This is a genomic window from Bordetella sp. 15P40C-2 (assembly GCF_009763235.1).
GTDB lineage: Bacteria > Pseudomonadota > Gammaproteobacteria > Burkholderiales > Burkholderiaceae_B > Bordetella_A.
Genome location: NZ_WSJA01000002.1, coordinates 14,812 through 29,416 on the forward strand (window position 1 = coordinate 14,812; position 14,605 = coordinate 29,416).

The 14,605-nt window shown below is 61.1% G+C and carries 13 protein-coding genes; 3 read left to right on the forward strand and 10 right to left on the reverse strand.

What is annotated here, in order from left to right; genetic code table 11:
* Positions 1-12: 12 nt before the first annotated feature.
* Positions 13-867, forward strand: a complete 855-nt coding sequence (gene purU, locus GOQ25_RS00950) for a formyltetrahydrofolate deformylase (RefSeq protein WP_160348569.1) — start codon at positions 13-15, stop codon at positions 865-867.
* On the opposite strand, the gene GOQ25_RS00955 is transcribed toward purU, so the two are convergent.
* From GOQ25_RS00955 to GOQ25_RS00995, 9 genes are all read right to left on the reverse strand, one after another.
* Positions 864-1,802, reverse strand: a complete 939-nt coding sequence (locus tag GOQ25_RS00955) for a sugar kinase (RefSeq protein ID WP_160348570.1) — start codon at positions 1,800-1,802, stop codon at positions 864-866. The two genes, purU and GOQ25_RS00955, sit on opposite strands and share 4 nt — an antisense overlap.
* Positions 1,786-2,427 (reverse strand): bifunctional 4-hydroxy-2-oxoglutarate aldolase/2-dehydro-3-deoxy-phosphogluconate aldolase, encoded by a 642-nt coding sequence (locus GOQ25_RS00960; RefSeq protein ID WP_160348571.1) that lies wholly within the window; start codon positions 2,425-2,427, stop codon positions 1,786-1,788. The genes GOQ25_RS00955 and GOQ25_RS00960 overlap by 17 nt, the downstream gene beginning before the upstream one ends.
* 88 nt (positions 2,428-2,515) lie before the next feature.
* A complete protein-coding gene (locus GOQ25_RS00965; RefSeq protein WP_160348572.1) occupies positions 2,516-3,301 on the reverse strand; it encodes an SDR family oxidoreductase in 786 nt (261 codons plus the stop codon).
* Positions 3,302-3,311: 10 nt separating this feature from the next.
* Positions 3,312-4,334 carry a TRAP transporter substrate-binding protein gene (locus GOQ25_RS00970; RefSeq protein WP_160348573.1) on the reverse strand — a complete coding sequence of 341 codons (1,023 nt, stop codon included), beginning with the start codon at positions 4,332-4,334 and terminating at the stop codon, positions 3,312-3,314.
* Between the two features lie 135 nt (positions 4,335-4,469).
* Positions 4,470-5,747, reverse strand: a complete 1,278-nt coding sequence (locus GOQ25_RS00975; protein WP_160348574.1) for a TRAP transporter large permease subunit — start codon at positions 5,745-5,747, stop codon at positions 4,470-4,472.
* Positions 5,747-6,271 (reverse strand): TRAP transporter small permease, encoded by a 525-nt coding sequence (locus GOQ25_RS00980; RefSeq protein WP_160348575.1) that lies wholly within the window; start codon positions 6,269-6,271, stop codon positions 5,747-5,749. Before GOQ25_RS00980 ends, GOQ25_RS00975 begins: the two co-directional genes overlap by 1 nt.
* 102 nt (positions 6,272-6,373) lie before the next feature.
* Positions 6,374-7,591 carry a fumarylacetoacetate hydrolase family protein gene (locus tag GOQ25_RS00985; protein ID WP_236844442.1) on the reverse strand — a complete coding sequence of 406 codons (1,218 nt, stop codon included), beginning with the start codon at positions 7,589-7,591 and terminating at the stop codon, positions 6,374-6,376.
* Between the two features lie 2 nt (positions 7,592-7,593).
* A complete protein-coding gene (locus GOQ25_RS00990) occupies positions 7,594-8,319 on the reverse strand; it encodes a FadR/GntR family transcriptional regulator (protein WP_160348576.1) in 726 nt (241 codons plus the stop codon).
* A gap of 12 nt (positions 8,320-8,331) precedes the next feature.
* Positions 8,332-9,804, reverse strand: coding sequence for an FAD-binding oxidoreductase (locus tag GOQ25_RS00995; RefSeq protein WP_160348577.1), 1,473 nt, complete (start codon positions 9,802-9,804; stop codon positions 8,332-8,334).
* 171 nt (positions 9,805-9,975) lie between these two features.
* Here GOQ25_RS00995 and denD point away from each other — a divergent pair, with 171 nt between their 5' ends.
* Complete coding sequence (denD, locus tag GOQ25_RS01000) at positions 9,976-10,974, forward strand: D-erythronate dehydrogenase (protein WP_160348578.1); 999 nt, start codon at positions 9,976-9,978, stop codon at positions 10,972-10,974.
* Positions 10,974-12,764, forward strand: coding sequence for an IlvD/Edd family dehydratase (locus tag GOQ25_RS01005; protein WP_160348579.1), 1,791 nt, complete (start codon positions 10,974-10,976; stop codon positions 12,762-12,764). The genes denD and GOQ25_RS01005 overlap by 1 nt, the downstream gene beginning before the upstream one ends.
* 29 nt (positions 12,765-12,793) lie before the next feature.
* On the opposite strand, the gene ggt is transcribed toward GOQ25_RS01005, so the two are convergent.
* Positions 12,794-14,584, reverse strand: coding sequence for a gamma-glutamyltransferase (ggt, locus tag GOQ25_RS01010; protein WP_160348580.1), 1,791 nt, complete (start codon positions 14,582-14,584; stop codon positions 12,794-12,796).
* Between the last annotated feature and the right edge of the window lie 21 nt (positions 14,585-14,605).

The window sequence follows — 14,605 nt, forward strand, 5'->3', positions numbered from 1 at the left end:
TTTAATTCGATCATGCCGCAAAACGATCATATCCTGACCCTGTCCTGCCCCGACCGTACGGGCATCGTGTACCGCGTGAGCGGCCTGCTGTTCGAGCTGGGCTGCAACATCCTGGATTCGCAGCAATTCGGCGACGATGAAACCGGTCGGTTCTTCCTACGCGTGCACTTCAATTTGCCCGAGGCGATCAGCGCGGACGAACTGCGTACGCGCTTTACGGCGATGGCCGAGGGCTATGGCATGGACTGGCAGATTCACGACGCGCGCCGCAAACCGCGTTTGTTGATCATGGTCAGCAAGCAAGGCCATTGCCTGAACGACCTGCTGTTTCGCGTGAGCAGCGGCCAGTTGCACGCCGAGATCGCGGCGATTGTGTCCAACCATAATGATTTCGCGGGGCTGGCGGCGTCATATGGCATCCCGTTCCACCATCTGCCCGTGACACCGGAAACCAAGGCGGAACAGGAACAAAAAATCCTGCGGCTGGTCGCGTCCGAGAAGATCGATCTGGTGGTGCTGGCGCGCTATATGCAGATCCTGTCGGCGCAAATGTGTGAGGCGCTCAACGGCCGCGCGATCAATATTCACCACAGCTTCTTGCCGAGCTTCAAGGGCGCACGGCCCTATCATCAGGCGCATGCGCGGGGCGTGAAGATCATTGGCGCCACGGCGCACTATGTCACCTCGGATCTGGATGAAGGTCCGATCATCGAACAGGACATCGAGCGCGTGGATCACACGATGACGGCTCAGGATCTGACGCAAGTGGGCAGCGATGTGGAATCGCTGGTGCTGGCGCGCGCGGTGCGCAGCCATGTCGAACATCGTATCTTGCTCAATCGCAACAAGACGGTGGTGTTCCGCTAGACGCCTCGCAGCAACGCCCTGACCGCGTCAGGGCGCGGCAGCGGTGCGACGGCGCCGTAGCCTGTGGTCGACAGTGCGGCCGCGGCGTTGGCATAGCGGCACGCACTCAACCAGTCCTCGCCCGCGCAAAGCCGGGCGAGCAGATTTCCGGCGAAGCAATCGCCTGCGCCAGTCGCATCCACCGCTTGTACCCGGCACGGCGGCACGTGCGTACGCGAAACCTTATCGTCCACGATCACGCCTTTGCTGCCCGCCTTCAGTACAACGATGGCGTCGGGATTGAGTGCCCTCACCCAGTCGAGAATCGCTTGCGGATCGTCCAACCCCGTCAGTGAACGCATATCATCGACGCCGGGCAAAAACAGATCACATTGCGCAATCGCCTCGCGCAAGATCGCGCGAGCGCGCGAGACAGGCCATAGCCGCAGGCGCAGATTGGCATCCAGACAGACCTGCGTCCCCGCCGCACGCGCGCGAGTCATGGCGGCGAATACGGTATCGCAGGCCGTCGTGCTAATGGCCAGGCTGATGCCCGACACATGCAGATATCGTGATCGCTCAACGATGCCATGGCCCAGATCCGCGGGCCGCATGCGCGCGGCGGCGGAATGGCTACGCACATAACTGAACTGATGTCCGGACGGCGTGTGCTGCACAAAATACAGGCCGTTATTCGCCCCGTCGTCGCGCAGTACACCGGACACATCGACGCCTTCCGCGCGCCATAGATTGAGTAGTAGCTCGCCGAATTCATCCAACCCGCCATAACGGCTGAGATACGCCGTACGCGCCCCGGCCCGGGCTGCCGCGATGATGGCGTTCGAGGTATCGCCGCCTATGCCCTGACGATAAACCGGCGCGGCCGGGTCAGTCTGGTTGAATTCGATCAGCGCCTCGCCCAACCCGACCACATCGAAGTCACGCTGGCTTGCCATGCGCGGCCTCCAGCGTATGGCGGGCAGCTGCGAGCAGGCGATCGGTATCGCGCGCGGCAAAGGCCTGTTTATCAAAGAGCGAAGAACCTATGCCCACCACGTTTGCCCCGGCGCGGAAGTAATCGTGCATATTCTGTGCGGATACACCACCTGTCGGACAAAACAGCGTGGACGAGAATACGGCGCGTAACGCCGCGAGATGCGTGAGGCCACCGGTATCGGCGGGGAAAACCTTGACGATGTCGGCACGAGCCTGAATAGCGGCCATCACTTCGCTAGGGGTGAAAGCACCGAGCAAGCAAAGCTTTCCCGCTTCATGCGCGGGGGCCACCAAATCGGTGGCGAGTCCTGGAGACACGAGAAAATCCGCGCCCGCATCCAACGCGCGCTGTGCCTGATCCTCCTCCATCAATGTGCCCACCCCCAGCAGCACAGCGGCGCCATGTTGCTGACGCAGATTACGCAACACGTCCAGGACGTTGGGTATCGTCCAGGTCAGTTCGATGCACTCAAAGCCCGCGCGAATAGCAATGTCGGCCGCGTACAAGGCGCTCTCGGCATCGCCGTAGCGCAGCACTGGCACCACGCGCGTCTGGATCAATCGGTTTTGCAAGGAATCGCTCATGAAGAACTCTGCATAAAGCGTCATCCAAGAGGAATGACGTAACACCGTACCGGCAGCGCCAAGATGCTGTGGGCGCTGCCCCGAACCCTCACACGCTGGCCGTCATCCCGCCATCGACATATAGCGTATGCCCATTCACGAATGACGACGCTTCGCTCGCCAAAAACACCGCTGCGCCCACCAGCTCGCGCGGCTCACCCCACCGGCCGGCCGGTGTACGCGCCGTGAGCCACTGCGTGAACGCGCTGTCTTGTACCAGCGCGCGCGTCAGCTCCGTATTGAAATAGCCGGGCGCGATGGCATTCACCTGCAAGCCATAACGCGCCCAGTCCGTTGCCATCCCGCGCGTGAAATTGCGCACGGCGCCCTTGGTCGCGGTATACGGTGCGATGCCGGGCCGGGCAAGTTCGCTTTGCACCGACGCGATGTTGATGATCTTGCCGCGACCTCGCGCGATCATGTGCGCCGCCACCGGCTTGCTGACGTAGAACAAACTGCTGACATTGGTGCGCATCAACGCATCCCACTGTTCTACCGGAAACTGCTCTAGCGGTCCGCGATGCTGCATACCGGCGTTATTGACCAGAATGTCTATCGCGCCGAACTCGGATTCCGCCCTGGCGACTCCCGCCTCTGCCGCCGCGGCATCCGTCACGTCGAAAGGCAGCGCATGCGCGGACAAGCCCTCCTCTCGCAGAGAGCTTACCGCTGCATGCAAACGCTGCGCATCGCGGGCGTTCATGATCACCGTGGCGCCGTGCTCCGCCAAGCCGCGCGCCAGCGCGTATCCCAGACCGCGACTGGCGCCCGTGATCAGCGCCAACCGGCCGGTCAGATCGAAAAGCGCCGATGCGGACTTGACGGGCGTGGTCATCGGCGCACGATCACGAGTTGCCTTTGGCGCGCAAATCCGCGAGATCTTTCTGCACGCGTTCCACCACGTCCGCTCCGATGGTCGCTTTGTGCTTCTCGTACACGGGCTGCACTTTTTCCCGCATCCGTTGCTGCTCCTCGGCGCTGACCTCGTTGACCTGTAGACCGGCCTGCTTGATCTTGGCCAGTGATTCGCCATTCATGGCGCGGATGACGCGACGCTCTTCCTGTCCACCCTTGATGGCGCATTCGCGCAATGCGGCTTTCTCGTCATCGGAATAGCGGTTCCAGATCGGCTTGGAAAATAACACCAGGAACGGCGTATACGCGTGATTCGTGACCGAGATGAATTTCTGCACCTCGAAGAACTTCGACGTATCGATGGTCACGAACGGGTTTTCCTGACCGTCGATGGCGCGCGTCTCGAGGGCGGAAAAGATTTCGCCGAACGCCATCGGCGTGGCATTCGCGCCCATCGTGCGGAACGTATCCAGGAAGATATTGTTCTGCATGACACGCAGCTTCAGATCGCCGAAGTCTTCCCATTTGGAAACGGGATGCTTGGAATTACTCAAGTTGCGAAAGCCATTCTCCCAGTACGCGAGATTGATGACCCCTGCCGCGTCAAGTTTTTCGTTGATGAACTTACCGAACTCGCCGTCCATGACGGCGTCGGCTTCTTTCTCGTTGCTAAACAGGAATGGCAGATCAAATACGCCGAGCGCGGGCACCAGGCCGACCAGTGGCGACGATGAGGTGATAACGGCTTCTTGCGTGCCCGAACGCAGTGCTTGCGTGGCTTGCAAGTCATCGCCTAGCGAGCTGCTCCAGTACGCCGTGATCTTCATCTTGCCGCCGGATTTATCCTGCAGGCATTGGTTGAACACTTTCACGCCGGCGCCAACCGGGTGATCTTGTGCCAGGCCATTAGAAAGACGGATATTGCGCGCCTTGAAATCGCCTTCGGCGGCGGCCGACAGCGCGGTGCTCAATCCCAGTGCGGCCGCAATGGCGGCGAGTGCAAACTTTTTCATACTTCTCTCCTCGTGAATCGGCAGATGGTGTTTATGAACAGCCTCCCACTTGCGTGGGACTGGACAGATGGGCGAGTCTCGCGCTCGCTTGCGGTCGCCGCCGGTCCCAGTCCGGCGTGCGATGCAACGCCGACGCTAATACAGCCAACGCATCGGTACCGTGATCAGTTCAGGAACCGCCACGAACAACAACAACAAGGTGATATAAGAAAGCAAGAACGGTAGAACGCCGGTCACCACACGGCCCAGAGGCACGCGCGCCACGCCGCTCACCACGTTCAGGACTACCCCGACCGGCGGCGTCAACAAGCCGATGCAAGCGTTCATGATGAACATCACGCCGAAGTACACCGGATCAATACCTGCGAGCTGCACCACCGGCATGAGAACCGGCGTCATGATCAAAATGGTGGGAGTGAGATCCAACGCGGTGCCCACCACCATCAACAACAGCATGATGACCAGCATCAGCAGCTTCGGATCGTCGATCAAAGGCTCGATCAGATTCGTGACCTCACCGGGAATGTCGGCGGCGGTGATGAGCCACGCGGACACCATCGCGGCCGCAACGAGGAACATCACTACAGAGGTCGTCTTCGCCGCGCGCAAAAACACACTGTACAAATCGGCGAGCTTTAGCTCGCGGTAGACGAACATGCCCACGAACCATGCATACACGGCGGCGACGACAGCGGCTTCGGTCGGCGTCACGACCCCCATGCGAATACCGCCAAGAATGATGACGGGCATACCCAATGCCCAAACACCGCGTCCGGTCGCGCGCAAGCGTTCCGCGGCGCTCTGCTTGGGCAACGGCTTGACGTCTGATTTACGCATCAGCCAGAGCCAGACGAGTATCAGCGTCAGGCCCATCATCAGGCCCGGGGCGATCCCCGCCATGAACAGCTTTGAAATGGAAACGTTGGCTGCCACGCCAAACACGATGAAAGCCATTGATGGCGGAATGACCGGCGCGATCACGCCGCCCGCAGCCATCAGCCCGGCCGACCTGGGGACGTTGTAGCCGGCCTCGCGCATCATGGGAATCAGAATCGATGCCAGCGCAGCGGTATCCGCTGCGGCCGATCCAGACAGACTGGCCATAATGACCGCGGCCAAAATGGCCACAATACCCAACCCGCCTTTGATATGTCCCACGCAAGCCAGCGCAAAATCGATAATACGGCGCGATAACCCGCCCGCATTCATCAGTTCGCCCGCCAGCAAGAAGAACGGAATCGCCAGCAGCGTAAACGCGTCAGCGCCTGTGACCATGTTCTGTGCGACGATCTGCGCGTTGAACATATCCATGTTCCACATCATCGCGATGCCGCAGAAAATCAGCGCGAATGCAATCGGCACACCAACCGCCATGGCCCCCAGCAGGGACGAAATAAAAATCAGCAGAATCATCAGACCACCTCCGCGACGGTGCCGTCTTCGCCAGCGAACCGGGCGATCTCTTCGTCGCTAACGGTGCCGGTCAAAACCTGGATTAGCCGTACTGCCGCAATGAGGAAGCACGCCGCGCCCGTGAACAGGCCGATGCCATACACCCAAGCCAATGACAAGCCGGTGACCGGCGCGAACATGGTTGCGTTGATATCGAACTGCGTGAGCGCCCCCCAGAAAAACACGCCAGAGCAGCCCATGATGATGATGTTGCTCACCGCCATGCAAAGCATGCGCCCACGTCGGCCAAAACGCTGCACCAGACTTTCGATGCCCATGTGCGAGTGTTCGTGAAAGGTCAGCACCGCGCCGACAAAGGTTAGCCAGACAAAGCAATACCGCGACAACTCCTCGGACACCAGTAGTCCGGAATTGAATCCATAGCGCAACGTCACGTTGCCAAACACCATGGCCACCATGGCGGCCAGGAGCAGCACCATGATCACCCCTAAGAACTTATAGAACAAGTCGATTACTTTTTGCATACGGTCTCCTCCATGATCGCGCGACACCTCAGGGGCGTGTGCGATGCGTTATTCGTCTGAATGCCGGTCAGTCGCTGACCCAGCGCGCGGCCTCCGCGCGATCTATTTTTTACTATGCAGCAACCCCCGATTGGCCAGGTTTTCCATCAACGCGCGCACGCCAAACGTCCAGGGTTGGCAGGCATCCGAGGTATCAACCCAATTGATCAGAGCCCCCAATTCAGGCGCAGCTATCCGCACGCGATCACCGACCGCATGCGTGAATCCTTGCCCCGGACCATATCTGTCTTGCGTCGGCGCGAACATGGTGCCCAGGAACAGCACCGCGCCATCCGGGTATTGATGACAAGAGTTCAACAACTGATCGGTCAAATCACGCGGCGACCTGCTGATGGCAGACATCGCACTCATGCCTTCCATATGAAATCCGTCCTGCCCGCGCACATCGAGCGAGACTTCGAGATTGCCGACTGCATCGAGCGTGAAGTGGTCATCCAAGAGGCGAATAAAAGGCCCGATCGCGCACGAGGCATTGTTGTCCTTGGCCTTGCTCAACAACAGCGCGGAGCGACCTTCGAAATCGCGTAGATTGACATCATTGCCCAGCGTCGCGCCCACAATGCGACCGTCCGACGCAATCGCCAACACGACCTCGGGCTCCGGGTTATTCCATTGCGATTTGGGATGCAAACCGATCGTCGCCGCGCAGCCCACCGATGACATCGGCTGGGCTTTGGTGAAGATCTCGGCATCGGGACCGATACCGACTTCCAGATACTGCGACCAGCACTGCATGTCCTGCAGCAAAGCTTTGACCTTTGCTGCCTGTTCGGATCCCGCCACAATGCCGCGCAAGTTGTCACCCAGGATCGGCGCGAGCCGCTCGCGGATGGCTTGCGCCTGGGCGGCGTCGCCACGGGCTTGCTCCTCGATCACGCGCTCCAGCATACTGTCGGCAAAGGTCACGCCGGCGGCTTTCACGGCCTGCAGGTCAATGGGAGCCAGCAACTCGCCAGAGGACCCGTCCAGAAAGTCTTGTACGGTGCCCAGCACCGGCAGCTCAGTGCATCGATCGAACTGGGCGATAAGGTCATCACGCTCCAGCAATTCCGAAACGGTGGCGGCGATACGGCTCGCGTCATACAGCTTGTCTTGATGGAGAAACACCGGGCATGGTCCGCCAGCGTCGTCCGACCACACGCGACCCACCAGACGGGCCTGTTTGTCAGAGGTGGGCAGAATATCGGTCGCGCGCAACTGCGCCCGTTCTGCTTTAGCGGCGGCGCGTTGGCTGGTAACGTCTGGCTTAGTGGCACTCATGCTTAGCTCCTTAATGGCATATCCAATTGCAGATCCAGACGCGACGCCGCGCCCATGATGTGCGCGTGCATGGCTGCCCGCGCGCCCAGCACGTCACGAGAGGCGACGGCATCGCGCACGGCGGTATGCTCGGCCAAGGTGATCTGCACGATTTGTTCGAGTTCGGCGCGCGCACGCGCGACCGCGATGGTGTTGGTGATTTTGTCGCCGATAAAACCCACAAACATCGAGTAGTAGGCGTTCTGCGTCCCATCGGCTAATGCGCAGTGAAACTCCAGATCGGCCTCCACGCCCTCGGCCGTCCACCGCGTTTCCATTCCACGCATGATTTCCAATGCTTGGTCCAGTCGTTCCAAATCCTCGGCGGTGTGGTGCAGAGCGGCGAGGCCCGCGGCTTCGACCTCCAAAGGCACACGCAGTTGAAACAGACTGCGGAAACTTTCGCGATTGGCCAACTCATTGCTGTCGATGCGTATCACGTGACGGCGTTGCAGGTCCAACACGAACGCGCCCACGCCCTGACGCGTGTCGATTAGGCCTTCATTGCGCAATTGCGCGATCGCTTCTCGCACGACGGAGCGGCTGACGCCGAAGGTTCGCGCGAGCGCATGCTCGGTAGGCAACTTGTCGCCGGCTTTCAAGCGTCCAGCCGCGATCTCTTGTTCAATCGCGGCGGCGATTTTGGCCGGCAGGTGTTCGAGCCGTTGAATTTGAGCGAAGTTGACCATCTTATTTTGGCGTCAGGACGTGGACATCGCGGCACGCGCGGCCTGTCCAGCTTCCTGATCTAGCTGACAATTCGGATTAAGCAGACCATCGGGATCGATAGCCCTTTTGATCGCGCTCAGCAACTGGCGGCGTGGCATGCTGATGCGGGCCTCGAATTCCGCGCGCTTTAAGCGACCTATGCCGTGCTCGGCACTGATGCTGCCCTGGAATGCATCGACCACGGCGTTGATGCAGTCTTTCGCCCCGTGGATCACCTGGCCGCGCGATGCCACATCCATGCCGGCCGGTGGCAGCACGTTGATATGCACATTGCCATCGCCCACATGGCCGTACGTCACCGTCATGCAGTCAGGGAATGCGGATCGCAATGCCGATTCGGCCTGCTCCACGAAGGTCGCAAGCTGCGACAACGACACCGATACATCGGTGCGAAGATGCAGCCCGCGCAGGGCTTGGCCCTCGATCATCACCTCGCGAAACTTCCAGATATGGTCGGCCTGCGCACGCGATGCGGCGACCACGCCGTCGCGCACGAGGCCATCCACCATGACCCCTTCCAGAAATCGATCCAAGAGATCGCGAATATCGACCAGCCCCGATCCCGAGAGCTCCACCAACACATAGCCTGGATGATCCATCGCAATCGGCGAGGTCAGGCGAGGCATGGCCTCGCGCGCCAAGGTGAATGCGGCAGGCGGCATGAACTCGAACGCGGTCATCAGATCGCAGCAATCCCGACGCGCACGCCGGTACAGTTCAATGGCAGCTTGCAACGAATCCACGCCTAGCAGCGCCGTTTCCACTTGGGTCGGGCGCGGATAGAGCTTCAACGCGACACCGGTCACCACGCCCAAGATGCCTTCGGCGCCGATGAACAGTTGTTTAACGTCCAGGCCGCGATTGTCCTTGCGCAAGGTACCCAGCGCATCCAGCACGCTACCGTCGGGCAACACGACCTCCAGACCCAGCACCTGATCGCGCGCCATGCCATAGCGCAGCACGTTGATGCCCCCGGCGTTGGTGCTGATATTGCCGCCTATCTGACAGCTGCCCTTGGCACCCAACGACAGTCCGAGGAACATGTCCGCCGCGTCGGCGGCTTCGTGCAGATGCTGCAACACGCACCCCGCATCCACCACCATGGAAAAGTCATCCGCATCGATGCGACGAACACGATTCATCCGAGACAGGCTTAATACGACCTGCCCGTGCGCATCATCGGGAATCGCCCCCAGCACCAGGCCGGTATTGCCACCCTGCGGCACAATGGCCAAGCCGAGCCGGGCACAGGTTTGCACTGCGCGCGAGACCGCTTCGGTGCAATCCGGCCGCAGGATCGCCACCGCGTCCATGGTGACATCGCCATGCCAATCGCGGCAGTAGTTAGCACGCTCCGCCGCATCGGTAATCACCGAATTGGGGCCAAGCGCGCGCACTAACGCGGATTGCAATTCCGATAGACGTGCCGCATCCGGCGAGGTCATGTTTTGTCTCCGTTATCTGGGTCGGGTGCAGGTTTTCACCAGTAGTCAGCCTGTCAGACAACCCTATAATTGGACAACAGATTACTCAAAAGCGCGCCGCGTGCCTACTAGAGAACAACCCTAGGATGCCGACGGTGGACAAGAACGGCCCACGGGACCGAAGGAGACAAAATGCATATCGCCATCATTGGCGCGGCAGGCATGGTCGGACGTAAATTCACCGAATCGCTGGCGCGTCACCCCCAATTGGGAGATCACACTGTCGATCGCTTGACGCTGTGGGACGTCATCGCCCCGCAACCGCCAGCGGGTTTTGGTGGGCAGGTAGATTCTCGCGCGGCGGATCTGTCGCAGCCCGACGTGGCCGCACAGGTCGTTTCCAGCAGACCCGATCTCATCGTGCATCTGGCCGCCATCGTCTCGGGCGAGGCGGAGCTGGATTTCGACAAGGGCTATCGGATCAACCTGGACGGCACGCGCTATCTGTTTGATGCGATCCGGGCTGCATCGCTGGCAGAGGGATGGCGGCCGCGCGTGGTGTTCGCCTCGTCTATCGCCGTGTATGGCGCACCGCTGCCCTACCCGATCCCCGATGATTTCCACCAAACGCCGTTGACCAGCTATGGCACGCAGAAAGCAATCTGCGAGCTGCTGCTGTCGGACTACACACGACGCGGCTTTTTCGACGGGATAGGCATCAGGCTGCCCACGCTATGCGTGCGCCCTGGCAAACCGAATAAGGCGGCATCGGGATTTTTCTCCAGCATTCTGCGCGAGCCGCTCATTGGTCAGGAGGCCGTACTGCCCGTCCCCGAAGATGTGCGCCATTGGCATGCCTCGCCACGATCCGCCGTGGGCTTTTTGCGTCATGCCGCCACCTTGGATCTGCAGCGCCTGGGACCTCGCCGCAATCTGAACATGCCCGGCGTGAGCGCCACCGTAGGCGAACAAATCGCTGCTCTGCAACGCGTGGCGGGCGATCGCGTTGTCGCACTTATTCGTCGCGAGCCCGATGCCGCCATTACGCAAATGGTGCAAGGCTGGGCGCCCGGCTTTACCGCGACACGCGCGCGCGAGTTGGGATTTACCGCGGAGAGCTCTTTCGACGAGATCCTGCAAGCCCACATCGAAGATGAACTCGGCGGCACGCTGCCCCACTGGAGCCACTGATGAGCCAAAACATGAAGAAACCCGTCAAACGCCTGCGTTCGCTAGATTGGTTCGACAACCCCGATCACATCGACATGACGGCGTTATATCTGGAACGCTTCATGAATTACGGCGTCACCCCGGAGGAGTTGCGATCGGGCAAGCCCATCATAGGCATTGCGCAAAGCGGCAGTGATCTGGTGCCGTGCAATCGCGTTCACCTGGAATTGGCGAAACGCGTGCGTGATGGCATTCGCGATGCGGGCGGTATCCCCATCGAATTTCCCACCCATCCGCTCTTTGAAAACTGCAAGCGGCCGACGGCGGCGCTCGATCGCAATCTGGCCTATTTAGGATTGGTCGAGATTCTGTACGGCTATCCCATCGATGGCGTGGTGCTGACCACAGGCTGTGACAAGACGACGCCTTCCGCATTGATGGCTGCCGCCACCGTGGATATCCCCGCGATTGTGCTGTCCGGAGGGCCCATGCTCGATGGCTGGCACGATAACGAGCTGGTCGGATCCGGCACGGTGATCTGGCGATCGCGGCGCAAGCTGGCCGCCGGGCAGATCAATGCGGAAGAGTTCATGCAGGCCGCATTGGATTCCGCACCATCGGTGGGTCATTGCAACACCATGGGGACCGCCTCCACCATGAACGCGATGGCCGAAGCACTGGGGATGTCGCTGACGGGCTGCGCCGCGATTCCCGCTGCCTACCGCGAACGCGGCCAGATGGCCTACCGTACCGGCCGCCGCGCGGTCGAACTGGTGCTCGAAGACATCAAGCCCTCAGACATTCTGACGCGCGAAGCGTTTATCAACGCGATCAAAGTCAACACGGCGATCGGCGGCTCCACCAACGCGCAGCCACACTTGATGGCCATGGCACGGCATGCCGGCGTCGAACTGCCGCTGGAAGACTGGCAGCGCGAAGGCTACGACTTGCCGCTGTTGGCTAACGTGCAGCCTGCGGGCAAATATCTGTGTGAGCGGTTCCATCGCGCGGGCGGCGTGCCTGCCGTGATGTGGGAATTGCTGCAGCAAGGACAGCTCCACGCGGACTGCCCCACAGTCACCGGCAAGACCATCGGCGAAAATCTACAAGGCCGCGAGAGCACGGACCGCGAAGTCATTTATGCCTATGATGCCCCGTTGAAAGAGCGCGCCGGATTCATGGTGCTCCAAGGGAATCTGTTCGACTTCGCCATCATGAAAACGAGCGTGATCTCCGAGGAGTTTCGCCAGCGCTATCTCAGCGAACCGGGTCGCGAAGGCGTGTTCGAATGCCGTGCGATTGTGTTTGATGGATCCGAAGACTATCACCGCCGCATCAATGATCCTGCCTTGAACATCGATGATCGTTGCATGCTCGTCATACGCGGGGCCGGGCCTGTGGGTTGGCCTGGCTCGGCGGAAGTCGTCAACATGCAGCCGCCCGACGCGCTGCTGCGCGCGGGGGTGACCAGTTTGCCCACGCTGGGTGATGGCCGGCAATCGGGCACGGCGGATAGCCCGTCGATCTTGAATGCTTCGCCCGAAAGCGCCGCGGGTGGCGGGTTATCTTGGCTGCGCACGGATGACATCATCCGTGTGGACCTCAATACGGGTCGCTGTGATGCGCTGGTCGATGATGCCGAGATCGCGCGGCGTCGTTCGCAAGACGGCTTGCCGCCAGTGCCGCCGGATGCCACACCGTGGCAGATGATTTATCGCCGAGGCGTTGGGGCATTGTCAGAAGGCGCGGTATTGGAAGACACATTGACGTTCCAACGGATTGCGCAGCGTATGCCGCGGCACAATCACTAAGCTTTCGCGACGAGCGCCGCGCCTGCCTTTCAGGGCGCGGCGGCCGCAGCGGGCGGTTCACGAGGCGCCGCCGGCGGTGCGAGCACCAGTCCCTCGCGTCGCGGATCCGCGCCTCCGGTCAGCACACTATCTTCCATCACGATGCCCTGGATACCGCTAGGGAAATCGATGAACTTCACCTCGTGGCCGAGTCCTTGCAGCAGGCGCCCGAGCTCGGTTAGCGCGCTGCCCTTCTCTACCTCCGTGGCTTGATTACGACTGCCGATATTCGGCAGCGCGATCGCCTGCTGAATGTCCAGATCCCAATCCAACACGCCCACGAGCGTTTTCGCGACATAGTTAATGATCGCGCTGCCGCCGGGCGACCCCACCGCCAAATAAGGACGCCCATCGCGAAATACGATGATCGGCGCCATCGAGCTACGTGGCCGTTTGCCAGGCTCCACGCGATTGGCGACCAGTCGCCCTTGCGAATCCTCAGGCGATAACGAGAAATCGGTGAGCTCATTGTTCAACAAAAAGCCGCGCACGAATATTTTGCTGCCGAATGCCGACTCGATCGAGTTGGTCATGGAGAGCACGTTGCCTCGCGCATCGGCCACGACAACATGGGTCGTCGATGGCACCTCCAACGCATCCCCGGCCGCGCGTTTCGATATCAGCTTGCCAGGATCGCCGGGCCGCGCGGTGCCCATGCTGCGGCCCAGCTGAATCAACGAAGCGCGTTGAGCCAGATAGGCCGGGGCTAGCATCTCATTCATCGGCACGTCGACAAAAGCGGGATCGGCAACGTACAAGCCCCGGTCGGCGAAGGCCAAACGCCCCGCCTCCGTGAAATAGTGCCAGGCCTGCGCACTGCGCGGACCCAGCTGCCCCATCGGATAGTGCTCAAGAATTCCCAGCATTTGTAATATGGCAAGTGGCCCGCTGCTAGGCGGCGGCGCACCGCAGATACGATAGGCGCGATAGTCGCCGCACACGGCATCGCGCACCTGCGCGCGATAGGTGGCGAGATCCTCCACGCTCAAGTCACCAGGGCTGGGATGTGCGCGCACGGCAGCGACGATATCGCGCGCGATGTCGCCCGTGTAGAACGCATCGGCCCCTTGGTCCGCTACCCGCGTTAACACCACGGCGTAATCGGGGTTCTTGAGGACGTGGCCCACCGGCCAAGGCTGCCCGTTCTCATCGAGAAAATACCGCGCCGCGGCCGGCTGCGCGGCAAGCGCCTCGCGCGATTGAACGATCTGCGCGTGCAAACGCGGTGAAACCTCGAAGCCGGACTTTGCCAATTCGATCGCCGGTTGAAACAGCGAGCGCCACGGCAGCACGCCATGTTGGCGATGCGCCAGTTCCAGCCCGCGCAACAAGCCGGGCGTGCCGACCGACAATCCGTTATCGACTGCCTGCTCGAAGGGCAAGGGCCGGCCGTCGCGCAGAAACCGGTCAGATCGCGCGGCGGCCGGCGCCGTTTCGCGACTGTCGTACACGCGCAGTTGCCCATTATCGGCGGCGTAATGAACCAGAAAGCCGCCTCCACCCACGCCCGAGGACTGCGGTTCGGTCAAACCGAGCACCAGCTGCGCGGCAATGGCCGCATCGACCGCGCTGCCGCCCGCTTGCAGCACCTCGAATCCCGCCTGAGTGGCGAGTGGGTTCGCGGTGGCCACCATATACCCCTGGCCTGTCACGGCCTGCCGGGTGGTAAAGCCCGAGGCGATTTCTGGATTGAGGTATTCATGCGAAGGCGCCGCAACGCCTGGGGTTGAAACACCGAGCAGTAACGCCATCATCGCGGCGACGCGGGACTTTACCGGCATGAACGCCTCCTTTGATCCGTG